The organism is Pseudaquabacterium terrae, from assembly GCF_013266755.1.
GTDB classification, from domain to species: Bacteria; Pseudomonadota; Gammaproteobacteria; order Burkholderiales; family Burkholderiaceae_C; genus Pseudaquabacterium; species Pseudaquabacterium terrae.
Map to the genome: position 1 here is coordinate 141187 of NZ_JABRWJ010000011.1, position 25135 is coordinate 166321.

The 25135-nt window shown below is 64.6% G+C and carries 26 protein-coding genes; 13 read left to right on the forward strand and 13 right to left on the reverse strand.

Translation table 11 applies throughout. From position 1 onward, the window contains the following. Positions 1–258: 258 nt before the first annotated feature. The 5 genes from HLB44_RS37600 (at position 259) to HLB44_RS30545 (ending at position 3105) form a co-directional block, all read left to right on the forward strand. Complete coding sequence (locus HLB44_RS37600) at positions 259–414, forward strand: hypothetical protein (RefSeq protein ID WP_246312556.1); 156 nt, start codon at positions 259–261, stop codon at positions 412–414. Positions 415–527: 113 nt separating this feature from the next. Further along, positions 528–722 (forward strand): transposase, encoded by a 195-nt coding sequence (locus tag HLB44_RS38415; protein ID WP_173132286.1) that lies wholly within the window; start codon positions 528–530, stop codon positions 720–722. A 651-nt stretch (positions 723–1373) separates the two neighbouring features. Then, on the forward strand, positions 1374–1730 hold the full coding sequence (locus tag HLB44_RS30535; protein WP_343051654.1) for a MaoC family dehydratase: 357 nt from the start codon (positions 1374–1376) through the stop codon (positions 1728–1730). A gap of 76 nt (positions 1731–1806) precedes the next feature. Continuing rightward, on the forward strand, positions 1807–2058 hold the full coding sequence (locus HLB44_RS30540; RefSeq protein WP_173132289.1) for a hypothetical protein: 252 nt from the start codon (positions 1807–1809) through the stop codon (positions 2056–2058). A gap of 252 nt (positions 2059–2310) precedes the next feature. Next, a complete protein-coding gene (locus HLB44_RS30545; RefSeq protein WP_173132292.1) occupies positions 2311–3105 on the forward strand; it encodes an SDR family oxidoreductase in 795 nt (264 codons plus the stop codon). A gap of 413 nt (positions 3106–3518) precedes the next feature. Here HLB44_RS30545 and HLB44_RS38265 read toward each other — a convergent pair whose 3' ends face one another. Further along, on the reverse strand, positions 3519–3833 hold the full coding sequence (locus HLB44_RS38265; protein ID WP_343051655.1) for a helix-turn-helix domain-containing protein: 315 nt from the start codon (positions 3831–3833) through the stop codon (positions 3519–3521). Positions 3834–3899: 66 nt separating this feature from the next. On the opposite strand from HLB44_RS38265, the gene HLB44_RS30555 reads away from it, so the two are divergent. The 3 genes from HLB44_RS30555 (at position 3900) to HLB44_RS30565 (ending at position 7530) form a co-directional block, all read left to right on the forward strand. Continuing rightward, the gene (locus tag HLB44_RS30555; RefSeq protein WP_173132298.1) at positions 3900–4052 is read left to right on the forward strand and encodes a hypothetical protein; all 153 of its coding nucleotides are present in this window, start codon (positions 3900–3902) and stop codon (positions 4050–4052) included. A gap of 54 nt (positions 4053–4106) precedes the next feature. Next, positions 4107–5381: an acyl-CoA dehydrogenase family protein gene (locus tag HLB44_RS30560; RefSeq protein ID WP_173132301.1), complete on the forward strand. Its 1275-nt coding sequence runs from the start codon at positions 4107–4109 to the stop codon at positions 5379–5381. Positions 5382–5733: 352 nt separating this feature from the next. Next, positions 5734–7530 carry an acyl-CoA dehydrogenase gene (locus HLB44_RS30565; RefSeq protein ID WP_173132304.1) on the forward strand — a complete coding sequence of 599 codons (1797 nt, stop codon included), beginning with the start codon at positions 5734–5736 and terminating at the stop codon, positions 7528–7530. A 349-nt stretch (positions 7531–7879) separates the two neighbouring features. Here HLB44_RS30565 and HLB44_RS30570 read toward each other — a convergent pair whose 3' ends face one another. From HLB44_RS30570 to HLB44_RS30620, 11 genes are all read right to left on the reverse strand, one after another. After that, the gene (locus tag HLB44_RS30570) at positions 7880–8674 is read right to left on the reverse strand and encodes an SDR family oxidoreductase (protein ID WP_173132307.1); all 795 of its coding nucleotides are present in this window, start codon (positions 8672–8674) and stop codon (positions 7880–7882) included. 90 nt (positions 8675–8764) lie between these two features. Further along, positions 8765–8923 carry a hypothetical protein gene (locus HLB44_RS30575; RefSeq protein WP_343051657.1) on the reverse strand — a complete coding sequence of 53 codons (159 nt, stop codon included), beginning with the start codon at positions 8921–8923 and terminating at the stop codon, positions 8765–8767. Between the two features lie 67 nt (positions 8924–8990). Continuing rightward, a complete protein-coding gene (locus tag HLB44_RS30580; RefSeq protein ID WP_173132588.1) occupies positions 8991–9728 on the reverse strand; it encodes a cyclic nucleotide-binding domain-containing protein in 738 nt (245 codons plus the stop codon). A gap of 19 nt (positions 9729–9747) precedes the next feature. Next, complete coding sequence (locus HLB44_RS30585) at positions 9748–10995, reverse strand: ABC transporter substrate-binding protein (protein ID WP_173132310.1); 1248 nt, start codon at positions 10993–10995, stop codon at positions 9748–9750. Between the two features lie 55 nt (positions 10996–11050). Further along, positions 11051–12904 (reverse strand): AMP-dependent synthetase/ligase, encoded by a 1854-nt coding sequence (locus HLB44_RS30590; protein WP_173132313.1) that lies wholly within the window; start codon positions 12902–12904, stop codon positions 11051–11053. Positions 12905–12908: 4 nt separating this feature from the next. After that, positions 12909–13706: an ABC transporter ATP-binding protein gene (locus tag HLB44_RS30595; RefSeq protein WP_173132316.1), complete on the reverse strand. Its 798-nt coding sequence runs from the start codon at positions 13704–13706 to the stop codon at positions 12909–12911. Beyond that, positions 13706–14509 (reverse strand): ABC transporter ATP-binding protein, encoded by an 804-nt coding sequence (locus HLB44_RS30600; RefSeq protein WP_173132319.1) that lies wholly within the window; start codon positions 14507–14509, stop codon positions 13706–13708. Before HLB44_RS30600 ends, HLB44_RS30595 begins: the two co-directional genes overlap by 1 nt. 7 nt (positions 14510–14516) lie before the next feature. Next, entirely contained in the window at positions 14517–15593 is a 1077-nt protein-coding gene (locus HLB44_RS30605) for a branched-chain amino acid ABC transporter permease (protein WP_173132322.1), read from the reverse strand. 2 nt (positions 15594–15595) lie between these two features. Further along, positions 15596–16471 carry an ABC transporter permease subunit gene (locus HLB44_RS30610; protein WP_173132325.1) on the reverse strand — a complete coding sequence of 292 codons (876 nt, stop codon included), beginning with the start codon at positions 16469–16471 and terminating at the stop codon, positions 15596–15598. A 116-nt stretch (positions 16472–16587) separates the two neighbouring features. After that, the gene (locus HLB44_RS30615; protein ID WP_173132328.1) at positions 16588–17598 is read right to left on the reverse strand and encodes an NADP-dependent oxidoreductase; all 1011 of its coding nucleotides are present in this window, start codon (positions 17596–17598) and stop codon (positions 16588–16590) included. Next, positions 17595–18020: a nuclear transport factor 2 family protein gene (locus HLB44_RS30620; RefSeq protein WP_173132331.1), complete on the reverse strand. Its 426-nt coding sequence runs from the start codon at positions 18018–18020 to the stop codon at positions 17595–17597. The genes HLB44_RS30615 and HLB44_RS30620 overlap by 4 nt, the downstream gene beginning before the upstream one ends. A gap of 313 nt (positions 18021–18333) precedes the next feature. On the opposite strand from HLB44_RS30620, the gene HLB44_RS30625 reads away from it, so the two are divergent. Beyond that, positions 18334–19239 carry a LysR family transcriptional regulator gene (locus HLB44_RS30625; RefSeq protein ID WP_173132334.1) on the forward strand — a complete coding sequence of 302 codons (906 nt, stop codon included), beginning with the start codon at positions 18334–18336 and terminating at the stop codon, positions 19237–19239. 44 nt (positions 19240–19283) lie between these two features. Here the strand turns inward: HLB44_RS30625 and HLB44_RS30630 are convergent, their stop codons facing one another. Continuing rightward, positions 19284–20366 carry a phosphotransferase gene (locus HLB44_RS30630; RefSeq protein WP_173132337.1) on the reverse strand — a complete coding sequence of 361 codons (1083 nt, stop codon included), beginning with the start codon at positions 20364–20366 and terminating at the stop codon, positions 19284–19286. A gap of 188 nt (positions 20367–20554) precedes the next feature. Between HLB44_RS30630 and HLB44_RS30635 the strand changes: the two genes are divergently transcribed. The 4 genes from HLB44_RS30635 (at position 20555) to HLB44_RS30650 (ending at position 25090) form a co-directional block, all read left to right on the forward strand. Then, positions 20555–21232, forward strand: coding sequence for a VOC family protein (locus HLB44_RS30635; protein WP_173132340.1), 678 nt, complete (start codon positions 20555–20557; stop codon positions 21230–21232). A gap of 121 nt (positions 21233–21353) precedes the next feature. Further along, positions 21354–22358 (forward strand): NAD(P)H-dependent flavin oxidoreductase, encoded by a 1005-nt coding sequence (locus tag HLB44_RS30640; RefSeq protein ID WP_173132343.1) that lies wholly within the window; start codon positions 21354–21356, stop codon positions 22356–22358. A gap of 2 nt (positions 22359–22360) precedes the next feature. Next, positions 22361–23266, forward strand: coding sequence for a crotonase/enoyl-CoA hydratase family protein (locus HLB44_RS30645; RefSeq protein ID WP_173132346.1), 906 nt, complete (start codon positions 22361–22363; stop codon positions 23264–23266). Between the two features lie 9 nt (positions 23267–23275). Then, the gene (locus tag HLB44_RS30650) at positions 23276–25090 is read left to right on the forward strand and encodes an AMP-dependent synthetase/ligase (protein ID WP_173132349.1); all 1815 of its coding nucleotides are present in this window, start codon (positions 23276–23278) and stop codon (positions 25088–25090) included. Positions 25091–25135: the final 45 nt, after the last annotated feature.

Consider the following 25135-nt stretch of genomic DNA (forward strand, 5'->3'; position numbering starts at 1 on the left):
GGAGCTGGTGCGAGCGCCACGAACTGCCGCGCCCACTAGTGCGCGCCGGTGCAGGCCTCCATGCCGATGGTGCACGGCGGCAGTGACGCCCCGCTCGATGCTTCTTGGCCGGCACGAAGCGCATGTTCGCCCGTTGCAGCGCCTCACGGATCGCCGCCACGTCCGGCGCGTCGCTATGGCCGCGCCGGGCGCTCATGCCGCACGGCGGGAAGAACTTCAGCGCCATCAGCCGCACCGTGTGCAGCAGGGGCGCGGCTGATGGTGCACCGGGCGCGGCAACGGTTGGTCGAGCAGCGCACCGCCACGGTCAACCGCATCCGCGGTCTGCTGGCCGAGATCGGCGTCGTGCTGCCGCCGAAAACGGCCACTTTCGGCGCGGCGCCGCCGAGGCGCTGGGGGAATTGCCGGGCTTGATCGACTCGTCGCAGCCGACGTGCTGACCGAAGTCGACTGGCTACACGAACGTATCGCGCAGTACTACCCCGTGTCGCGCAGATGGGCGCGAGTGCGAGCGCGTGCAGCGGCTGATGCGGGTGCTGGACGTCGGCGAGACCACGGCGACGGCGCTGGTGGCGATGATCGGCAGCTGGCGCGATTTCGCGGACGGTCGGCAGCTTAGCGCCTGGCTCGGATTGGTTCTGGGGCAGTACAGCTTGGGAGGCAAGACGCGGCTGGGGTCGTCACCGAGGCGACAGACCCGACCCTGCGCTCGCTGCTGGTAATGGGCGCGCGAGCGGTGTTCAACGCGGCCAAAGGCGAAGCCGACGGGTTGAGCTGCCGGGCGGTGCGGCTTAAGCAGCGCCGGGGCAAGGGGCGCGATCGCGGCAAAGAACGCGCGCATGGCGTGGGCGGTACTCAGCCGGGGCGATGGAAGGGTGCGCAGCCCGATGGAACTCCAAGGCGCCATCTGAGCCCATTGCAGCAGCCGTCCGAACAGCGGACTGTCGCCGATGCCAGCTTGTGGCCGAGAGCGAGGCCGGCGAGTGTCTCGTTTGCGCATCATCAGTTTTGATGACGGCTTCAGGGCGGGTCAGTTGCCGAGGTGGCGGTCGGCCCGCGACCCTCAAGAGACATCCGCCGTGGCGATCTCATTGCCGCAGAGCTGACGTTCGGACTCGAACACAAGCACCCGTTGGAGGTGGCGTACGGCACACATCGGCTGACCGCACTCAAGGCGATGGAGGTACCGAGGACGGCCTGAGACCGTGCGGTGTCCGCGCCGACGACAGCAGGCGCCATCAGAACTTCGCATACGACGGATAAAGAGCCTGCATAGATCGGGCGTGCGATCGCGTCACCATAGCGTCATGGCCGATCTGACGTTCGAGAACCTGGGCGACTTCGTCGGCAAGGACTTGGGGACTTCGACGTGAGTGCAGGTGCCCCAATCTCGAATCGACGCATTAGCCGAGTGCACCGAAGACCGGCAGTGGATCTATGTCGACGTGAACCGCGCCGCACGTGAGAGCCCCTTCGGCGCACCAGTTGCTCATGGCTTCCTCACGCTCTCGCTGCTCCCGATCACCGCATACGAACTCCTCTCGAGGCTCGATCCCGGGAGATCGGTGAACTACGGCATGGACAAGCTGCGCTTCCTCGCACCGGTGCGCGCCGGTTCAAGAGTTCGCAATCACGTGAAGCTGCTCGCGGCCGAACCCGGGAAGACGGGTTCCGGCTGCTGCGCATGGAAAACACCGTCGAGATCGAAGGTGTGCAAAAGCCCGCGCTAGTGGCGGGCGCTCGAAGTTGTTGTACCTATCTTTCTCGGGACAGTGCGTCTGTACTCGGGGCGTAGGAAGCGAAACCATGAATGCGACACACACCAGAGACCCGGCAGAGGACGACACCTTTCTCAATTTGGTCGACTTCAAATGGCTTATGGCTGGCGTGGGCTGGTGGGTCGATCTGTCGCGGCTGCAGCGCGACAGGTCCTACATCGACCAGTGTCTGCAGCGCGCCCTGAGGAGCGATTCCCAGTTGCTGCGCAAGCGCAGTGTCGAGTTGCTTGGCTTGCAGCTTGGCTCGGATGCGTATCACGATGTCGCCTTGTGCGGATAAAGTACATGGCTGCTCGGCACACCGCACTAGGTCGTCGAGCTGGCTGCGCTGCCGACTTGCGTCGGCTGCATGGAAGCGAAACCTCCACGCCGGCCTGCGCTGCAGCCGAGCGACGTGCTCGTCGCCGAGGCGGTGGAAGTGATCCCCACTTTCGAAACCACGACTATTACAAGGACGCCGCGGCGGTATTCGTCGCGCGGAGGGGAACCTCACTTGGAGGGGCGTTGAAGCCCCGTTCGCAGAAAGCACGACATGAACATTCAAGGCAAGGTCGCCATCATCACCGGCGGTGCCAGTGGCATCGGAGCCGGATTGGCGGAACGCTTAGCAGCTGACGGCGCGCGCGGCATCGTGGTCGCCGATCTACAGCAGGCGCTGGCCGATTCAGTCGCCTCGAAAATTAACGCCGACGGCAGAAGCCGCGCAATAGCGGTGCGCTGCGACGTTAGCGTCGAGTCCGATATCCAGGCTCTTGTGGCGGCCACGCGGGCACGCTTTGGCCAAGTTGACATCTACATCTCGAACGCCGGCATCGGTGGTGTCACCGGGGGTTTCGAACTCGAGGATGCGGTGTGGGAGCGCATGTGGAAGATCCACGTCATGGCCCACGTGTGGGCTGCGCGAGTGGTAGTGCCCGAAATGGTCGCGCGTGGTGAGGGCGGTTTTGTCGTCACTGCATCCGCCGCAGGCCTACTCAACATCGTCGAGACAGCGCCATACGGCGTTACCAAGCATGCATCGGTGGCGTTTGCCGAATGGCTGCGTATTGGCTATGGCCGGCGCGGCGTGCGGGTCTCGTGCTTATGCCCGCAGGGAGTGGCTACCGCCATGACCGCCGACGGCGCCGGGTCGGCCGGGGTCGACGGCATGCTGCAGCCGTCGCAGGTGGCTGATTGTGTGACCCAGGCGCTGCGCGACGAAACTTTCCTCGTGCTACCGCACCCTGAAGTGCTGGACTACTTGCGAGGTAAGACCACCGACTACGCTCGCTGGTTGGGCGGCATGCAGAAGTTGTATGCCAGGCAGGTGTTGGGCGAGGGGAAGTGATAGTGCTCATCCTCTCTACGACTGCACCACGGTCGTCGCCGCGGTAGCACGAAACATGTGCTGCAAGCCGCAGAAATAGCGGCGCCACCGGCAGACATGGGAGGGCATTGCCAAAGGTCTCGGCTTAGCGCCGGACGAGGTTTTGCCTTGGCCTGGACTGAACGAGTCCGACGGCGCTGCGCGAGGTGGGCGTCGATGTCGATTCGACCGTCTTTGATGGCGCGGTGTCCAGGCCGCGCAACCACCGCCATCGTGTCGGAGCGGACGCGCGTAAAAAAAACCTGGTCGGACGTCGGCAACTGCATGTCGACGGCGAAGTCGATTGCGCCAGACGCCAACTCTCTCCATCTTCCTGCGATCGACTCTTACCGTCGAAATGCGCACGTTCGGTGCTTCTGCAGAAACGGCCTGCATCAACGCAGGCGGGACAGCGCGTGGCTGATGGCTGGTTGAGTGAGGTGCAGCCTGTCTGCCGCCTTGGTGATACCGCCTTCCGTGCAAATGCTCTCGAGGACAGCCACCAGGTTGAGGTCTACGCGGGAGATATGCATGGGATGGATGAACCTCCATTGAAACGCTGCATCCGCAGCCTTCGATGCGCTCCTACACTGGCCCGTCGAACCCCCCCGGGCGCTGCAAACAAGACCAACTCCCCAGTCAATCATGGTAGCAAAGCCAGGACATGTCCCAAGACATCGCTTGATTCGGATGTTGTTGGGCCATGACATCCGTCGCTACTGCAAGCGCACGGGCTTCATGACACCGCAGGAGTTGAAGGCCGACCGGAATTTTGTTTGGCCTACAACCTGCTTCGCATTGCGGCGATCCTGAAAGGCATTGCCAAACGCGTCGAGGCCGGCACCACCCCAAATGCCCAGGCGGCCACCTCCGGTGCCAGCACACGCCCGATGGCCGTACCGGCGCGGAACTTCGCGCAGCAAGCCTGAACGGCACCACCCCAGCAAGCATTGCCGCTACAAGCATCACCCCAAGGAAAAGAGATGGACTTCAACTACTCCCCCAAGACCAAAGAGCTTCAGGCCAGGCTGCTGAAGTTCATGGACGACCACGTTTACCCGGCCGAAGCAGACTACGACGCCGAACTCGAAGCCAACACCAAGGCCGGCAAGCGCTGGACGGCCCTGACGACCGTCGAAAACCTCAAGCAGAAGGCTCGTGCGGCGGGCCTGTGGAACCTGTTCTTGCCGGTGGACAGCGCATCCGCGTCGGGCTACGAAGGTGCGGGCCTTACCAACCAGGAATACGCTCCACTCGCAGAAATCATGGGTCGCGTGCCATGGGCCAGCGAAGCCTTCAATTGCTCGGCGCCCGACACAGGCAACATGGAAACCATTGCCCGCTACGGCTCGGCTGACATCAAGGCACGCTGGCTCAAGCCGCTGCTCGAAGGCCAGATCCGTTCCGCCTTTGCAATGACCGAGCCCGAGGTTGCGTCGTCCGATGCCACCAACATCTGCACGCGCATCGAACGTCAGGGCGACGAGTACGTAATCAATGGCCACAAGTGGTGGATCTCGGGCGCTGCCGATCCGCGCTGCGCCGTGTACATCACCATGGGCAAGACCGACCCCGATGCGCCCCGCCATTCGCAGCAGAGCATGATCATGGTTCCGGCCGACGCCAAGGGCATTCGCGTGGTGCGCCCACTTAGCGTGTTCGGTTACGACGATGCGCCGCACGGCCACGTCGAGATGTATTTCGAGAACGTCCGCGTACCGGCGGACAGCATCCTGCTCGGCGAAGGCCGCGGCTTCGAGATTGCACAGGGGCGCCTCGGCCCGGGACGCATTCATCACTGCATGCGCCTGATCGGGCTTGCCGAACGCGCTCTCGAGTTGATGTGCAAGCGTTCCCTCTCGCGTGTCGCCTTCGGCAAGACCGTGGCCCAGCAAGGCGTGACGCAAGAGCGCATTGCCGAAGCGCGCTGCAAGATCGACATGGCCCGATTGCTTACGCTGAAGGCTGCGTGGCTGATGGACATCGCCGGCAACAAGGTCGCCAAGAACGACATTGCAATGATCAAGATCGTTGCGCCCAACATGGCCTGCGAAGTGATCGACTGGGCCATGCAGGCTCATGGCGGTGGCGGCCTCAGCGGCGACTTTCCGCTGGCCAACGCCTACGCCGGCGCTCGCACGCTGCGCTTTGCGGACGGGCCGGACGAAGTACACCGCAACGCCGTCGCCAAGTGGGAATTGGGCAAGTACGGTGCGTACGGCAAAGACACCGAGCCTCCCATCACTCGCGGCAGCTGACTCCGCCAAAGCTGTTAGGCGCAGACTCGCAGGCACTGCTGAAGTGCTGCAGCGTGGACAGACCACTTCTACATTTACAGCCATCCGAAGGCGCTTGCCAATTTCGTGCGTCGAAGCCAAGCGATGGTAGCGGGAACCAATCCGCCCGATCCTTCCGCGGAGCGGCCGCAAGTCCGCGCCGAGTTGCGGGCGCAACTGCGCAACAGCGGGCACTGACGAACACGCGAGTTCCAACGACCTGCTCAGTTGCGCCGAGTTGGCCGGTCGGAGGCTCGCCTCGGTGCATCGCAGGGGTTCGATGTGTTGCCGGATGCATGCAACTGAAGCAACGCCAGAAAGAAGCACGGTAGTCATGAACGCCGACACCTACACGGCCCCTATCGCGGACATGCGTTTCGTTTTGACGCATCTGGTTGATTTGCATCGGGTGCTCGACCTGCCCGGCCTGCGGGACTGCAGCGCCGATGTCGTCGATGCCGTGCTGCAACAGGCAGGCCGTTTCGCGAGCGAAGTATTCGCTCCGCTGAATGTCGTGGGAGATCGCATCGGCGCGCAGCTCGACAAGCACCGCGTGCGCATGCCACCGGGGTTCAGGGAGGCGTACCGCAAGTACATCGACGCCGGCTGGTGCAGCCTGTCCGTCGAAACTGAACACGGTGGCCAGGGCTTGCCACGCGTCGTCTCATCGGCAGTGGGCGAGATGTGGAAATCGGCGAACCTGGCCTTCTCCGCGAACCTGATGTTGACTACCGGAGCGATGGAGGCATTGATCGCCCACGCTTCGACTGATCAACTGAAGCGCTACTTGCCAAGAATGTTGACTGGCGAATGGACAGGTGCCATGAACCTGACCGAGCCGCAGGCGGGCTCCGATCTGTCGGTCATCAGGACGCGTGCCGTGCCGCAGGCCGATGGCAAGTACCGCCTGCATGGCCAGAAATGCTTCATCACCTATGCGGACCACGACATGGCGGACAACGTCGTGCATCTCGTGCTCGCCCGCTTGCCGGATGCGCCTGCCGGCGTGAAGGGGATCTCGCTGTTCCTGCTCGCCAACCGCCAGGTCCAGGCCGACGGCAGCCTCGGCCCGCAAAACGACGTGAAGGTTCTCGCCCTGGAGAAGAAGCTGGGCCAGCACGCGAGCCCGACCTGCGTGCTGATGCACGGCGAGTCCGAAGGTGCGCTGGGCGAGCTGGTCGGCGCCCCTGGAGCCGGCCTGACGTGCATGTTCGTGATGATGAACGACGCACGGTTGCAAGTGGCGCTGGAAGGCGTCGGTGTCGGCGAGCGTGCGTACCAGCACGCGTTGGCCTATGCGCGGCTGCGTGTGCAGGGTCGCGCGGCAGGCACTGCGGCGCCGGCCGCCATCGCGCAGCATCCAGACGTTCGCCGCATGCTGATGTGGATGAAAGCGCAGAATGAGGCGATGCGAGCCGTGGCCTATGTGGCTGCGTCCTGGCTCGATATTGCCAAGCGCGATCCGAGCACTGAGCAGCGCCGCGAGTACCAGGATCGTGTCGACCTGATGATCCCGGTGTTAAAGGGGTGGATGACCGAGACCGGCGCGGAAGTAGCGTGCCTGGGCATCCAGATCCACGGCGGGGCGGGCTTCGTGGAGGAGACTGGCGCGGCACAGTTTTACCGCGACGTGCGCGCTTCGAGCATCTACGAAGGGACGACAGGCATACAGGCGAGCGACCTGATTGGCCGCAAGCTCGGCCGCACGCCCGGGCCGGAAGCGATTCGTGGACTGCTCCGCGAAATGCGGGCCACAGCGCAGGAGCTCGCCAATCCCCGAGGCGCCGACATCGTGGCAGTCCGCGGGTCCCTCCTGTCCGTCATTGAGGCGTTGTCATCCTCGACCGAGGCGATCATCGCCTGCGCGGCCGACGAACCCCAGGGCGTGCTCGCGGTGTCCGTGCCGTTCCTGAAGCTGGTCGGCATCGCGATGGGAGCGTGGCAGATGGCTCGTGCCGCCGGCGTGGCCGAGCGACTGCTGTCGTCAGGCGAGGGCGACAGCTCCTTCCTGCGCGAGAAGATCGCCACCGCGCGCTTCTATGCCGAACACATTTCGCCGCAGGCTGGGGCGCTGGCCGTCACGGTCGAGGCCGGCCGCAGCTCGCCGCTGGCGATTGACTTCTGTGCCTGACACGGGTCTTGTCCGTTCCGGAAAGAAGATGACCACAGACATCCATCCGGGAACTGAATGCAGACCCCGCGCGCGGCGGCCCGGGACGCCACGCTCAACGCCTTCGCCGAAGGCCTGAAGGCACGTTTCAGGGGAATCGCTGCAGCGCGAGGCTGGGCACCCGGCGCATCAGGCCGCTGTGCCCAACGCGCAGTCGAGCCGGGTCATCGTTCCCATCTCGAGGATCTGCGGAACGCCGGGCCCTTCCTTGCCGACCAGCCAGGCCTTGGATTTGGCTGGTGTACGACAGGGCGTTAGATGTCGGGGAGGCTTTGGAGGTCATGTCAGGAGGCCATGGCGCCGGGTGGGGTCATGCTCCCAAGACGACGCTTACACCGCCATCGACGGCCAGCCACTGGCCGGTGATGTGCTTGCCAGCGTCGCTGGCATAGAGCAGCGTGATGCCCTTCAGGTCTTCCTCGTCGCCGAGGCGGCCAAGCGGGGCGTGCGAGGCCATCTTTTCCTCCCCGAGGGACTTGATGAGGCCCGCCGCCATCTTGGTCATGAAGAAGCCCGGGCACACCGCGTTGACGTTGATGTTGTACTTGCCCCATTCGGCCGCCAGCGTCTGCGTGAAGCCGATCACTGCGGTCTTGGAGGTGTTGTAGGCCAGGGTCTGTATGTCAGGAGGATTACCGTTCAGGCCCGCGACCGACGCGATGTTGATGATGCGCCCGGCCCGCTTGGGGATCATGTAGCCGCGTGCCACCTGCTGCGCGAGGATGAAGTAGCCGCGCACGTTGAGGTTCATCACCTTGTCCCAGGCCTCGACCGGATGCTCCTCGGCAGGAGCGCCCCAACTCGCGCCCGCGTTGTTGACGAGGATGTCGATCGCACCCATGCGCTCCAAGGTCTGGTCCGCGAGGCGGCGCGTATCTTCTTCCTTCGAGCAATCGGCCGCGATCCAGCGCGCGTCGATGCCGGCGGCCTGCAACTCGGCCGTGGCCTGTTCGAGGTCCTCGGCCTTGCGCGAACTCAGCATGATGCGCGCGCCGGCCTCGCCGAGCGCATGCGCCATCTGAAGGCCGAGGCCGCGCGAGCCGCCGGTCACGAGCGCGGTCTTGCCGCCGAGATCGAACAGTTTCTGGATGCTTCTTGGGGTCATGGAAATTCTCGCTTCAGGGGGTTTGGAAATCGAGTACGTGCCGCGATTGGCGCAGAGTGCCGAGGACCCCAGACACTTCGGCGTGACGGATCATGAAGAGTCCTTCAAGCGCGAACGCACATAAATCAAAACGAAATCGACGGCGGCGAGCCCTGCGCCCGGCACGGCAATGGCCCATCCAATCGCCGGCTCGCTGCGGCCGGTGGCGATGCCGAGCACGCGGGCGAAGAGGCCGCCGTAGATCAGCACCGAGCTTCGCCAGAGTACTCGCGCCGAGGCGTCAGTACACGACATCTGGCAACGCATCCGACGACCGCTATTGGATGCCGGCGCGGATTTCCTCCTTGACGATTCGCTTGAGCGCATCATGGTCGCGCACCACCAGACCACGGCTTCGCTCGACGCGAATCACATCCTCGCGCTCCATCGCCTTCAGTTCAGCGTTGACGCGCTGGCGCGAAGCACCCAACAACTGGGCGAGTTCATGCTGCCAAAGCTGTAGACTGACGCGCATTTCCACAGTGTGAGACACGTCTCTTTTGCTAGGCCTGCGCGCCAGATGAATGAGCTGCTTGGCCAAGCGCGCGCGCAGCGTCAGGGTGTTCAGGTCTGTCACGATTCCGTAGAGTTGACGGATGCGCCGGGCGTGCAGCCGCAAGATTGCCTCGTACAACTCTATGTGCAGGCTCAACAGCATTTGAAAGTCGGCTCTTGCTACGCGAAGTACAGTAGTTTCTCCATGAGCAATAGAATCGTGCGTGTGTGTGCCCCCGTCCACCATTTCGACATCGCCAAACCAGTCGCCCGGCTCGACATATGTGAGTGTGATCTGCTTGCCCGAGATTGAGGTCGAACTCACGCGCACGGCCCCTTTGGCACATCCAATCCAATACTTCGACGGATCGCCGCGGGCAGCGATTTGGTCTCCGAATTCGTAGCGTTTGACGTTGGAGAGTCGAAGAATGTCGTGGCGCAATGAGGCGGAAAGCGAGGCGAACCAGCGGCCGGCGTTAATCGCATCGCGTTCGTCGCTGGTAAGAATCGGATCCTCAATCATGAGTGGCCACTGAGGATCAGCGGTCCTTGAAGAATTCCGACTGGACCACCAACTTGCCGTCCTTGTCCTTCACCGATTTCAAGCCGGAGAAGGCGACGTAGTCGGAGACCACCTTCCAGCGGCCGTCCTGGATCTGCGACAGGCGCGAGAACTGGTTGCCCAGGTGCTTGGTCGGGCTGAAGGTGAGCTCGGCCATGCCGAACATGTCAGGCGGGAAGGTCATGGTCTCCATGGTCTTCACAAAAGCATCGGTGGTGAGGTTGGGGCCGACCTTGAAGGCAACTTTCAGGAAAGCGTCCATGGCGCCCCAGCCGCTCGCGGAGTTCACCGTCGGATCCTCGTTGTACTTGGTCTGATACTTGCGGGCCCAGGAGCGCACCGGTTGTTCGGCCGCGTCGAGGTACGGGTGCGCCGCCGTCATGGCGGCATACAGCCCTTCGACCGGCTTGCCGCCCAGCTTGATGACTTGTTCGTTGTAGACCGCGCTCGAGCCCACGAAGAGCGGGTTGAAGCCGGCCTTCCTGGCCTCGACGATCGCGCCGACCGTTTCGCGGACGATGGTGCCCAGCACCACCAGCTCGCAGCCGGCGGATTTCATCTTCGCGACCTGCGTGGAGAAATCGGTGGCGCCGCGCTTGTAGCTGGTCTTCTCGACGAACTCCTTGCCGATGGTCTTCAGGCCCGCCTCGGCACCCTGCAGCACCTCAGCGCCGAAGTCGTCGTCCTGGTACAGGATGCAGGCCTTGCTGAGGTTGTTCTGTTTCATCAGCCGCGGTGCGGCGACTCGCGCCTGGTCGTATTGGCTCGGCTGGTTGGCCCACTTCAGGGGATGGGGCGGCTCGGACATCGAGCGCGCGGCGGCGTACGGCAGGAAGTTGATGACGTTCTTTTCGAACTGCACCGGCATCGAGGCGTTGTTCATCGCGGTGCCCATGCGGCCGATCACGGCGAAGATGCCGTTGCCCTGGCCAATCAGCTTCTGGGTGGCCAACACGGATTTCTTGGGGTCGTAGTTGTCGTCCTCGACCAGCAGCTTGATCTTGCGGCCGTGGACGCCGCCCATCTCATTGGCTTCGTCCACGCGCAGTTGCAGACCCATTCGGAACTGCTTGCCGTTCGAGGCCAGGGGGCCGGACTGGTCCAGGATGGTGCCCAGGACGATCTCGTTCTTGCTCACGCCGGGGGTGGCGCTCTGCGCTTGCGCCATGCCGGCGCTCAAGGCGAGGGCTGCGAGGGCTGCGAGGAAGGCCAGTTTCAGCTTCATGATGTCTCCTAGGAAATATGAATCCTTGCGGACTGGGGTGATTGCCTGACCGACCTTAGCGGTACATCGCTTCGATCTGCGGCGCGTACTTCTGCTGCACGAGCTTGCGCTTGAGCTTCATGGTGGGCGTGAGCTCTTCGTCCTCGGCGCTGAGCTGCGTGTCCAGCAGGAAGAACTTCTTGACCTGCTCGACGCGGGCGAACTTCCTGTTCACGCGGTCGATCTCTTGCTGGATCAGCCCCTGGATCTCCGGCGCGCGCGTGAGGCTCGCGTAGTTGGAGAATGGAACGTCGTGGTCCTGCGCGTACTTCTCCACGTTCTCCTGGTCGATCATGATGATCACGGTGAGATACGCCTTCTTGTCGCCGATCACCACCGCGTCGGTGATGTAGGGCGAGAACTTCAGCTCGTTCTCGATCTCCGACGGCGTGATGTTCTTGCCGCCGGCCGTGATGATGATGTCCTTCATGCGGTCGGTGATGCGGAAGAAGCCGTCCGCGTCCAGCGTGCCCACGTCGCCCGTGTGCAGCCAGCCGTCCTTGAGGGTCTCCGCCGTCTTCTCCGGCTGGTTCAGGTAGCCCATGAACACGTTGGGTCCGCGCACCAGGATCTCGCGGGTCGCCGGATCGAGCCTGATCTCGTTGAAGCCCGCCGCCGGACCGATGGACCCCAGCTTGATACGGCCTGCCGGGACGCCGGTGGCCGGGCCACAGGTCTCCGTCATGCCCCACATCTCGAGCATGGGCACGCCCAGCGCCAGGTACCATTTGACGAGGTCGGGCGAGATCGGCGCCGCACCCGTCACCAGGAAACGTGCGCGGTGGATGCCGATCAACTTGCGCACGTTGTTCAGGGCCAGCCAGCGCGCCAGCGTGAACTTGAACTTGAGCAAGCCGGCGACCGGCTCGCCGGCCAGCACCTTGTCGGCGATCTGCGCGCCAACGGCGATGGACCAGGCATACGCTGCCTGCTGCAGCTTGCTGGCTTCCTTGAGGTCGATCATCACGCCCGAATAGAACTTCTCCCACACGCGCGGAACGGCAGCGAACACCGTGGGTGCGATCTCGCGCACGTTCTCCGGCACGGTCTCGGGGTTCTCCACGAAGTTCAGCATCGAACCGGTGTAGAGGGCAAAGTACTCGCCGCCGACGCGCTCGGCGATGTGGCACAGCGGCAGGAAGGCTATGCGCTCGTCCGTTTCGTTCTGCGCCAGCAGCGTGTTGCAGCCGCGCACGGCGTAAACCAAGCCCCGGTGCGAATGCATCGCCCCTTTGGGCCTGCCGGTGGTGCCGGAGGTGTAGACCAGAAGGGCCAGGTCCTCGGGCTTGGTGGCGGCGACGCGCTTTTCCAGCTCGCCGGCATGCGCGATCAGGAACTGGCGACCGAGCACGCGCAGGTCCTCCAGGCTGATCACGTCCGGCTCGTTCAGGTCGTGCAGGCCTTCCATGTCGAACACGACGATCTTGCGCAGCCTGGGCAGCTGACCGCGTACCTCGAGCGCCTTGTCGAGCTGCTCGTCGTCCTCGACGAACAGGATGCTGGTGGCCGAGTCCTCGCACAGGTACTGCACCTGAGAAGCGGCATCCGTCGGATAGATGCCGTTGGCGACGCCACCGCAGCTGAGCACGGCCAGGTCGGACAGCACCCATTCGATGTTGGTGTTCGACAGGATGGAGGCCGTGTCGCGCGGCGCGAATCCCAGGCTAATCAGCCCGCAGGCAATCTCACGCACGGCCTCGCCGGTCTGCGCCCAAGTCCAGCTGCGCCAGATGCCCAGGTCCTTCTGGCGCATCCACACCTTCGGACCACGCTTGGCCACGGCGTTCCAGAACATGGCGGGGACGGTTTCGCCCTCGAGCACGATGGTCTCGTTGGGCTGGATGTGGGAGAGGTCCCAGAGGTTGCTCATTGCGTCATCTCCAGGTCTTTTTCTTCTTCCAGCGCCGCTCGCCGCGCACGCCGGCTTCCTTCATGCCCAAGTAGAACTCCTTGATGTCGTCCTTCTCGCGCAACCGCGCGCAGGTGTCTTCCATCACGATGCGGCCGTTCTCCAGCACGTAGCCGTAGTCGGAGGCGTTCAGGGCCATGTTGGCGTTCTGCTCGACCAGCAGGATGGTGGTGCCGCGCTCGCGGTTGATGCGCACCACGATCTCGAAGATCTCTTTCGTGAACTTGGGCGACAGGCCCAGGCTCGGCTCGTCGAGCAGGATCAAGTCGGGAGCGGCCATGATCGCCCGGCTGATCGCCAACATCTGCTGCTGCCCGCCCGAGAGCAGTCCGGCATCCTGGTCCGCGCGATCTTTCAGGATGGGGAAGTAGCGGTAAACCGTTTCCATGTCGCGCACCACGCCGTCGCGGTCGCTACGCGTGTAGGCGCCCATCAGCAGGTTGTCGTGCACCGACAGCAGCGGGAACACCTCGCGGCCTTCGGGCACGTGCACCAGGCCTTGCTGCACGATGCGCGCCGGCTCATTGGCCGTGATGTTGGCACCCTTGAACTCGATGCTGCCCTTGCGTGGATCGATGATGCCGCTGATGGTCTTCAGGATCGTCGTCTTGCCGGCGCCGTTGGAGCCGAGCACGGTGGCGATATCGCCGCTGCGCACCTGCAGCGAAACGCCGCGGATCGCCTTGATCGGGCCGTAGGCGCTCTCGACGTTCGAGAGCTTGAGCACCGGCAGACCGTTGACCGGCGGGGGATTGGTCGTCATCACACGGTCTCCCGGCGAAGAAAGGAAACGTCTTCGACGGAGCCGAGGTAAGCCTCGATCACGCCGGGGTGCGTCTGCACCTCGCGCGGCGTGCCCATGGCCAGCACCTCACCCTGGTTCATCGCCAGCACGCGGTCGGAGACCTTGGACACCAGCGTCATGTCGTGTTCGACCATCAGCACCGTGATGCCCAGCTCGTTCTTGATGTCCTGGATCCAGAAAGCCATGTCGTCGGTTTCTTCCACGTTCAGGCCCGAGGAGGGCTCGTCCAGCAGCAGCAGCCTGGGCTCGGTGCACAGGGCGCGCGCCAGCTCCACCACCTTGCGCACGCCGTAGGGCAGGCCGGCGACCATGGAGTCGCGGTGCTTCTGCAAGTCCAGCAGATCGATCACGCGTTCGACGTTCTCGCGCGACTCGACCTCGGCCCGGCGCACCGAGCGGGTGAAGAACATCTCGGCCCAGACGTTGCTCTTGTGGTGCACGTGCTGGCCGATCAGCAGGTTGTGCAGCACGGTCGCGTGCTCGAACAGCTCGATGTTCTGGAACGTGCGCGCGATGCCCAGCGCGGCGATGCGGTGCGGCGGCTGCTCGGTAAGCACCCGGCCTTCGTACTCGATGCTGCCGGCAGTGGGGGTGTAGATGCGGCTGATCAGGTTGAACACCGTGGTCTTGCCCGCACCATTCGGGCCGATCAGGGTGAACACCTCGCCGCGGTGGACGTCGAAACTGACTTTGTTGACGGCCAGCACGCCGCCGAAACGGACGGTGAGGTTCCTGGCCGACAGGAGGAAATCTTGGCTCATGGTCGGCTTACCTCAGACGGTCGGACTTCTGGAAGGACTTCTGCCGCTTGAACAGGCCCTTGCGGTAGAACGGGAACAGCTGCAGGTAGGTGCGCACCTTCAGCCAGCGGCCGTACAAGCCGAGCGGCTCGAACAGGACGAAGGCGATCAGAACCGCGCCGTACACGACTGACTGCAGGCCGGGCGCTTGGCCGATGGCGTCGGGCAGCCAGTCCTTGCCGAGGGATATCACCTGCGGCATGGTGATCAGGAAGATCGCGCCGAGGAAAGCGCCGTGCACCGAGCCCAGGCCGCCGATCACCACCATCAACAGCAGGTCGACCGACTGGATGATGTTGAACTGGTCGGGCGAAATGAACGACAGCTTGTGGGCATACAGCGCCCCGCCGACGCCGGCGAGCGCTGCCGACAGCGCGAACGACAGCGTCTTGTAGCGCGCCAGGTGGATGCCCATGCTCTGCGCCGAGATCTCCGAGTCGCGGATGGCCACGAAGGCGCGGCCGGTGGGCGAGCGCAGCAGGTTGAGGATGGCGAAGGTCGCGCCCACGGTGACCAGCAGGCACAGGAGGTAGAAACCGATGCCCGAGTCGACCTTCAGGCCGAAGATGTCGGGGGGCTTCACGTGGATGCCGGCGTTGCCGCCGGTGACGGACTCCCAGCGGACCAGCACTTCTTCGACGATGAAGCCGAAGGCCAGCGTGGCAATGCCGAGGTAGATGCCCTTGACGCGCAGTGCCGGCAGGCCGACGACCACGCCCACCGCCGCCGACACCGCGCCGGCCAGTGCCAGGGCGATCGGGAACGGCACGCCCATGTTGACGAACACCGCCTGCGTATAGGCGCCGACACCGAGGAAGGCAGCGTGGCCGATGGAGAACAGCCCGGTGAAGCCGGCCAGCAGCATCATGCCCAGGCCCACGATCGAGTAGATCAAAACGAAGGTGAGCTGCGCCAGCCAATATTCGGCGAACAGCCAGGGCGCGGCGACGAGCACAAGCATCAGCACGCTGTACCAGAAGACATGGCCGCTGTGCTTGGCCAGGTTGATGTCCAGGTTGTAGTCGGTTTTAAAAATGAATCGCATGGTCAGACTTTCTTGCGGAGCTTTTCGCCGAACAGCCCGTTGGGTTTCACCATGAGCATGACCAGAACCACGATGTAGGCCGCGGTGTCCTTGAAGCCGTCGGGCAGGTAGTAGCCCGAGAGCGACTCCACCACGCCGATGATCAGGCCGCCGACGATGGCGCCGGGCAGGCTGCCGAAACCGCCGACCACCGCGGCCGGGAAGGCCTTCAGGCCGATGAAGCCCATGTTGGCGTGCACAAAGGTGATGGGCGCGAGCAGCAGGCCGGCGATCGCGGCGACCGCCGCCGAGAGACCCCACACCAAGCTGTTCAGCCTCTTCACAGGAATGCCCATGTAGTAGGCCGCCAACTGGTTCTGCGACGAGGCCTGCATGGCGATGCCGATCTTGCTGTACTTGAAGACGGCGTACAGGACGGCGCACAGCACCGCGGTGGCGGCGATCACCGCCATCTGTTCGACGTTCAGCACCAAGCCGCCGGCGTTCCAGATCTCGTCCTTGTACGGCACGGCCAGCGTGTGCGTTTCGGTGCCGATGTTCGGGATCATCGTGATCAGCCCGCGCCCGACGTAGCCGATGCCGAAGGTCAGCATGACGACCGAGAAGGCCGGCTGGCCGAGGATCGGTCGGATCACCACTGTTTCGAGCAGGAGGCCGAAGGCCGCCATGGCGAGGATGGCGGCGACGACCGCCAGCCAAAACGGGAAACCAAGCAGGGTCATCGCGGCGAGCCCGCAGAAAGCGCCGAGCATCATCAACTCGCCCTGCGCGAAGTTGACTGTCTCGGTCGCCTTGTAGATGAGCACGAAGCCGAGAGCGATCAGTCCGTAGATGCACCCCTGCGCGATGCCGCCGATCACGAGTTGAATGAATTGCACTTTGTCTCCGATTCCTTATAGTTGGAACGTGTCGCCGAGTACCGCCAGCGAGAAGCGCATGCCGCGGATTGGAGACACGCGGTACTGGTGGACGACATTCATCGTCCGGTTCGATCTCAGGACGGGTCCGCCACGTGAATCATGCGTTTGCCGACGTTGCTCCCGTTGAGGACCCCGATGAGGCCCTCGGGCGCTTTCTCGAGGCCTTCGAGGATGTCCTCGGTCACCGTCAGGGACCCGTCGTCGAGCCACCCCTGCAGTGCCTGGAGTCCCTCGTCGAAGCGCTCGGCGTAGTCGGTGTACAAGAACCCGCGCATCGTGATGCTCTTGATGATCAGCACCCCGGGGACACCACGTGCGCCTCGCACGGGCGTGCTCGTGTCGTACTGCGACACCACGCCGCAGCACACGACGCGGCCGCGGTACGCCATCGCGCCGAGGGCCGTATCCAGCGTCACGCCGCCGACGTTGTCGAAATAGACGTCGATGCCTTTGGGACAAGCCTCTTTCAACGCCTTGCGGAACGCGTCGTCGCGATAGTTGACCGCCGCGTCGAACCCGAGCTCCGACGTGAGCCACTTCTGCTTCTCGGGGCTACCGCAGATGCCGACGACACGGCACCCGTGCAGCTTTGCGATCTGCCCGACGAGAGTGCCCGTCGCGCCGGCGGCTCCCGAGACGACGACGGTCTCCCCGGGCTTCGCTTGGCCAACATCGAGCAGGCCGAAGTACGCGGTCAGGCCGGTAATGCCCAACACGCTGAGGTGGTTGGAAAGCGGCCGCTTGTGCACGAGCCGCTTCAGGTCATGCGGGTCGACGACGGCGTAGTCCTGCCAGCCAAGATGCCCAGTGACGATGTCGCCGGGCGCGAAGTCGTCACACCGACTCTCGATCACTTGCCCGATCGAGAATGCAGGCATGGTGTCGCCGACCTGGATCGCCGCGCGGTACGTGGCGCCCTGGAACCACGCTCGTTGGGCCGCGTCGATGGAGATCCACAGCACGCGGCACATGACTTTTCCGTCGGGCACCTCGGGCCGGTCCGCGGTTTCCAGGTCAAAGTGCGAGCTCTCCAGCTGCCCGCTGGGCATCGCCGCGACGCGCCACCGACGGTTGGACGCGCTCATGCAACCACCACCCCGGGGATCGCCGGAAGGTAGCGCCTCAGGCCTTGGTATTGCATGACCTTGAGCGTGTCGAGGTACTCGAAGACCTCGGCGATCTTGCCGTCGCGCCCGCGCACAACGAGCATGTACTCGTTCTCGTAGGTCTCACCGGTCGCAGTGACGGTCGCGCGGCAGGTGAAGCGGGCCATGCTGACGTCGCCTGCGTCGGTCTCGTCGTGGATGTCGACCTTCATGCCCGCGGACTTGCTGTAGGGCCCCAGGGACGCCTTGTTGAACGCGATGACGGCGGCCTTGCCCTCGTGGGTGCCGCCGATGCGGCCCAGGGAGATGGGCAGTGTCCAGCGGATGTCGTCGGCATACAGCTGCTGCATGGCGGCGGCATCGCCTAACGCGCGCGCCAGGTCTCCTGCAAGCGTGCTCATGGGGTGCTCTCCTTACTCATGTGGTGCTCTCCCCAGACGATAGAGAGTCCAATCTACGGTCAGCGCGATCTTGGCGCCCATTTCGCCGAGCGCTTCGGCCATCTGCAGCCGAGGCCTCTCGAGCCCCAGGTGACGATGGCCGGACCGCCATCTGAATCAAGCAATTGTTCGACGGACATGTCCTGCCGTTGTCCCTACGACCAACGTGGATTCGTTGGTCTTTTGTTTGCACCCGCCGCATGATTTCGAGGTCCAGTCTAGGAGCGCATCGAAGGCCGCGGATGCAGAGTTTCAATGGAGGTTCATCCATCCCATGCATATCTCCCGCGTAGACCTCAACCTGCTGGTTGTCCTCGAGAGCATTTACACGGAAGGCGGCATCACCAAGGCGGCAGACAGGCTGCACCTCACTCAACCAGCCATCAGCCACGCGCTGTCCCGCCTGCGTGACCTGATGGGCGACCCGCTGTTTGAGAGGCAGGGCCACAAGATGGTGCCCACCGCCCTCGTCCGCCGAATGATTGGTCCACTGCGCGAATCACTTCAGGACATCGGGAGTTTGCTGAACGATGCACAGGCCTTTGATGCCGCCACGAGCCGGCGGCAATACGTCGTCGGGCTGCGTGATTACGTCGAAACCGCATTGCTGGCCCCGTTGATGCAGGCCGTTTCTGCAGAAGCACCGAACGTGCGCATTTCGACGGTAAGAGTTGATCGCCGGAAGTTGGAGGGGGAGTTGGCGTCTGGCGCAATCGACTTCGCCATCGACATGCAGTTGCCGACGTCCGACCAGGTTTTTTCCACGCGCGTCCGCTCCGACGCGTTTGCGGTGGTTGCGCGGGCAGGACACCGCGCCATCAAGGACGGTCGAATCGACATCGAAACCTACCTCGCGCAGCGACACGTGCTCGTGAGCTCGCGCCGCACGGGCATAGGTTTCGAAGACCTCGAGCTGCGCCGCCTCGGGTATCAAAGGCAGGTGGCGGTTCGCTGCCAAGGCCACTTCGCGGCTTGTCGAGCGGTGGCCCAGACAGACCTTCTGCTGACCATGTCGGGCAAGCATGCTGTGCTCACGAACCAGCAGTTCGGCAACCAGATCCTGCCGTTCCCGGTATCGCTGCCTCCCTATGACGCCTACTTATATTGGCATTCCAGCATGGACGGCGACCCGGGAAATCGGTGGGTGCGCCAGTTGATTGTGAGATTCGCCGGGGGCTGACCTGGGCGGCGGGTGGCTGCGGTCAACTGGCGCGTTGCAAAGGCTCAGCTCGCGTGCAGCGCGTCGATCTGCCGATCTCCCATTTCAGCAAAGCGGCGCGCCTGCCGTCCGGCCTCCAGTGCATGCGCGCTCGAGGCGTTGCCGTTGAGGGCCCGGGCCATGACGCCCTGAGCGATGGCGGCGACCCTGAAGAAACTGAACGCCACGTAAAAGGCCCAAGTGCTTGGGTCCACTTCGGGCAGTCCGCGACGGGTGAGATACATCGTGCGGTACTGGGCCTCGGAGGGCAGGCCGTCGTGGGCGACCTGTGCCGCGTCCAGGTCGCCCAAGCCGCGCAAGTCAGCGGGCAGTCGCCAAGCGATGCAATGGTAGGCAAAGTCCGCGAGCGCGTCTCCCACGGTGGACAGCTCCCAATCGAGGACGGCAACGAGACGGGGTTCGCGATGACTGAACATCACGTTGTCGAGCCGGAAATCCCCGTGCACGAGCGCGGGCGGCCCCTCGGGCGGCAGGTGCGCGGGCAGCCAGGCGATCAGCCGGTCCATCGCATCGATGCGCTCTGTCTCCGAGTCCCGGTACTGCCTGGTCCAACGGGCGACCTGCCGCGCAATGTAGGCGCCGGGCCGTCCGTAGTCGGCAAGGCCGACAGCCGCAGGGTCGATGCCATGCAGTGCGGCGATCACCCGGCTCATCTCGTCGTAGATCTTGCCCCGCTCCGTGGCCGACATGTCCGGCAGTCTGGGGTCCCACAAGACACGACCGTCGACGTATTGCATGACGTAGAAGCTCGTGCCGATGATCGTGTCGTCCTCGCAGAGGGCGTAGACACGAGGAACCGGCACCTCGGTATCGCGTAACGCCTTCATGACTCGATACTCGCGGTCGACTGCATGCGCCGAAGGCAGGAGCGGCCCAGGTGGCTTGCGGCGCACCACGTAGCGCTGTGCACCGGCTTCAACGAGGAAGGTCGGGTTGGACTGGCCGCCCCGGAATTGGGAGACTCGAAACCCCGCGAGATCGTTATCGACGTGCTGCGAGAAGTATGCCTTCAGTGCCTGCTCGTCGAAGCTGTGCCGCTGCTGAACCGGGGAGGTCCCGCTAAACTGCTCGTAACTGGTCTCGGTCATGAATGCTGTCCCTAAAGTGAATGCACACGCGCTCCGGCGAGCGACAGGATGGATGAGCGCCCGAAGACTACATGCCAGCTAGGGGCGCGCCAATGAACGCTGGGAATGAGGTCAATGCAGGGAATGCATATCTCGCGCGTCGACCTGAACATGCTGGTCGCTATGCTCGCGGCATGCAATTAACTCCCATGCTCCGAATCCGTCAGGCCGTCCTCGTGGCGCGCGACTTCGACGCGGCCGTGGAGGCGCTGCGGGCGACGCTCCCGCTCGCTGAACCGTTCAATGACCCGGAGGTCGCCCAGTTCGGCCTACGCAACGGCGTGATGGCGCTCGGCGACACCTTCGTCGAGGTCATCTCGCCGGTCCAGGACGGCACGGCGGCCGGCCGCCACCTCGAGCGGATCGGAGGCGACGGCGGCTACATGGTCATGTTCCAACTCGACGACATCGCCGCCGCCCGCGCACGAATCCGCCGGCTCGGCCTGCGCGTCGTCTACGAGCTGGACCGCGAGGGCGACACCGACATTCATCTCCACCCCGCTGACGTCCCGGGCGCGATCGTCGCGCTAGACCGCATGGACCATCCTGCGTCGTGGCGCTGGGCCGGTCCGGCATGGGTTGCGAAGGCACCGGCCCAGATCGGTCCGGGCCACGTGACCGGAGCGACATTGACAGCGCGCGAGCCGACGAAGCTGGCGAGCACGTGGGCAGCCGCCCTCGGCGCTGAAGCGCAGGGCGACCGGATCGCGCTCGACGGCGGGGAACTGCGCTTCGTCCCGGGCGAACGTGACGGGATCAGCGCCTTTCACCTCGAAGGGCTCGCGGCCGACTTCGCTTTCGGCGGCATCCGCTTCTTGGGCGTCTGAACCCCACCGAGCGCCACAACCAAGCCGGCAAGGACGAGGGCCCACGCGGTCGCCTTGGCCTTCGGTAGTTCGAACGACACCGGATGAGCCTGGCCGGGCTCGTCACCAACGAAAGGACGCAATGCTCTCGACACGTTTCACCGAGGAGTTCGGAATCGAGCACCCCATCGTGTGCGGTGGGATGACCGCCGTCGGCACCGCCGACCTGATCGCGGCGGTGGCCAACGCGGGAGCCCTCGGGTTCCTCACGGCGCTCACCCAGCCGACTCCGGAAGCCTTGGTCAGGGAGATCGCGCGCTGCCGGACCATGACCGACCGACCGTTCGGCGTCAACCTCACCTTTCTTCCCACGGTCAAGCCCGTGCCGTACGAGGAGTACCGGGCGGCGATCATCGACAGCGGCATCACCATCGTCGAAACGGCCGGTGCCAATCCCGCGGCGCACGTCGCGGCCTTCAAGAAAGCGGGAATCAAGGTCATCCACAAGGCGGTCGCCGTGCGGCACGCTCTGAAGGCCGAAACGCTTGGTGTCGACGCGATCAGCATCGACGGCTTCGAGTGTGCCGGCCACCCGGGCAGCGACGACGTTCCCGGGCTCGTCCTCATCCCTGCGGCTGCGCGCAAGGTACGGATCCCTCTGATCGCCAGCGGCGGCTTCGCCACCGGCAGTGGCCTGGTCGCCGCCCTCGCCCTGGGTGCCGCTGCCGTCAACATGGGTACTCGCTTCGTGGCATCCACGGAAGCGCCGGTCCACCAGAACGTGAAAGACCAGATCGTCGCCAACGACGAGCGAGCGACCCAACTGGTGTTCCGCGAGTTCAACAACACGGCTCGGGTGGCCCGCAACTCGATCTCCCAGGAGATTGCGCGTCGCTCCGCGCTGCCCGGTGCCACCTTCGCCGACGTGGCGGACCTCGCGTCGGGCGCGCGTGGGCGTGATCGCGTGCTCACCCACGGCGACATGGAAGATGGCATGTGGTGGGCTGGCCAGGCCCAGGGTCTCATCGACTCCGTCCAGAGCTGCCAGGAAATCGTCGACGGAATCATGGACGAGGCCCACCGCATCGTCGCCGCGCTCCGCCACGCCTTCTCGGCAGCCGGCCATACCGCATCCCTGGAGGTCTGAGCATGCAGTTCCAGACGATCCGGCACGACGTCAGCGATGGCATCCTGACGATCACCCTGAACCGGCCGGAGCAGCTCAACGCGTTCACCGTCACGATGGCCGAGGAGCTCGAGCACTCGTTTCGCGCCGTCAACGACGACGACTCGGTCCGCGCCGTCATCGTGACCGGAGCGGGTCGCGCGTTCTGCGCCGGCATGGACCTCAGCCGCGAGGGCAACGTGTTCGGGCTCGATGAAGAGCTCACGCCAGGTCTGCCCGACATGGCCGACCTCGACGATCCTGCGATTGCAGCGGTCCGCGACACCGGTGGGCGTTGCACGCTGGCGATCCACGACTGCCGCAAGCCGGTGATCGCCGCCCTCAACGGTGCGGCCGTGGGAATCGGCGCCACGATGACGCTGGCGATGGACCGTCGCCTGATGTCCGCCTCCGCGCGCATCGGGCTGGTCTTCGGCCGGATCGGCATAGTGCCGGAGGCCTGCTCGACGTGGTACCTGCCCCGGCTCGTCGGCCCGTCTGCGGCGCTCGACCTGGTCATGCGCGCCGACATCCTCGACGCCGAGGCGGCGTTGGCGCTCGGGCTGGTCGACGAGGTCCACCCTGCCGAGGACCTGCTGACCCAGGCCGTGACAGTCGCGGACGCCTGGACCCGGGGCCGGTCCCCCGTCGCCGTAGCCCTGAGCCGCCAGATGGTGCGGCGCAATGGCACCCTGGCGCATCCGGGCGAGGCGCACCGGATCGACTCGCTCGCCATGTTCTGGACCAGCATCGGCGATGGCAAGGAAGGCGTGGCGGCGTTCCTCGAGAAGCGCAAGCCCGCCTTCCAAGGGCGTGCGTCCGCGATGCCCGACTTCTACAACGACTGGGTGGCGGGTGAAGCTCGCCCCTCCAGTTCAAAGTCGAAGTGAGCCGTCGCCATGACCACACATGAAAGGCACGCATCGCAAGTGCGAGCAACCAACATCGGCAAGCCCCCCGCTGGCGAGGCGTTCGAACGCGCGCTAAAGGCGCGGACGGTGTGCGAGGCGTTTCAAATCACCGCGGCCGCCAGGGCCGACCAGGTTGCCGTCCGCACTGCTGACGGCAGTGTTTCGCTGACCTATGGCGCGCTCGCCGCACGGGTGCGGCGAGTTGCTGCCGGTCTCGCGGCGCTGGGCGTCAAGCGCGGGGACCGGCTGGCCATCATGCTCACGAACCGGCCTGAGTTCCACGTGGTGGACCTGGCTGCCATGCACCTGGGCGCCGTTGCGTTCTCCATCTACAACACCTCGGCGCGCGAGCAGATCGAGTATCTCTTCGCCGACGCTGGGAACCGCATGGTGGTCACCGAGCGTGCGTTCCTGAAGCACCTGCTGGCCGTGCGTGATGGCGGCACGCCGATCGATCGGATTGTGGTGGTCGACGGCGCGCCGGAAGGCACGCTCAGCCTCGAGGAGTTGGAGGCGGGCGGCGACGCGCAGTTCGACTTCGAGGCATCGTGGTCGGCCCTCGGGCCCGAGGACCTCCTCACGCTGATCTACACGTCCGGCACGACGGGTCCGCCCAAGGGTGTGGAGCTCACCCACGGCAACATGATGAGCGAGATCCGCGCGGTGCAGCAGGTGTTGCCCGTCACGCCGGGAGGCCGCACCGTGTCGTTCCTGCCCGCCGCGCACATCGGTGATCGTTGGAGTGGGCACTATTCGCCGCTGGGGGTCTGGGGCTTCACCGTCACCTCGTGCCCGGACGCGCGCAATGTGATGGGCATCGTGCACGAGGTTCGCCCCACGATATTTCTTCCGGTGCCGCGGATGTGGGAGAAGACGAAGGCGGCCCTGGAGGCGGAGATCGAGTCGGAGGCCGGCGATGCGGGTCGGACGTTGCGGTGGGCCATCGACACCCGAATCAAGATGGCCCGCGCCACGCAGGAGGGAAAGTCCGCTAGCCTGATGCTCCAGGAAGAGGCGAAGGTTGCCGAAGCGCTCGTCGGCACGAAATTCCGCCGGAAGCTGGGGCTGGATGAGGCCGAGTGGTTCCTTACCGGCGCGGCGCCAACGCCGCGCGAGGTGTTCGAGTTCTTCGCGGCCGTGGGGATCCCGATCTGCGAGATATGGGCCATGAGCGAGGCCTCTTGCCTCATGACCGTCAACCCGCTTGACCGCATACGAGTGGGCACGGTCGGGTTGCCGATCCCCGGGGTCGAGGTCAAGCTCGCCGATGACGGAGAGCTGCTCGTGCGCGGCAGGACTGTCATGAGGGGCTACCGCAATAAGCCCGAGCAGACCGCCGAGGCCATCGACTCCGAGGGCTGGCTGCATACCGGTGACATCGGAACGATCGACGACGACGGCTACGTGCGGCTCGTGGACCGGAAGAAGGAGATCATCATCAACGCGGCCGGCAAGAACATGTCGCCCGCGAACATAGAGACCTGCCTGAGGTCCTCCAGTCCCGTGATCGGCCAGGCGGTGTGCATTGGCGACGGTCGACCGTACAACGTCGCGCTGATCACGCTTAGCACCGAAGGCGCGGCCGGGAAGTCTGTCGACGATCCCGCCACCCTCGCCGAGGTCGCGGCGGCTATCGAGCGCGCCAACGGCCACCTTTCACGTGTCGAGCAAATCAAGAAGTTCAAGGTCGTCGCCAAGGAGTGGCTGCCGGGGAGCGAGGAGCTCACGCCCACGATGAAGCTCAAGCGCAAGAGCATCGCCGCGAGGTACGCCGCGCAGATCGAGGAACTTTACGCGAGGTAGTACGGACTGCCGCGACAGAGTACTCACCGGTCATCCACTGCCAAT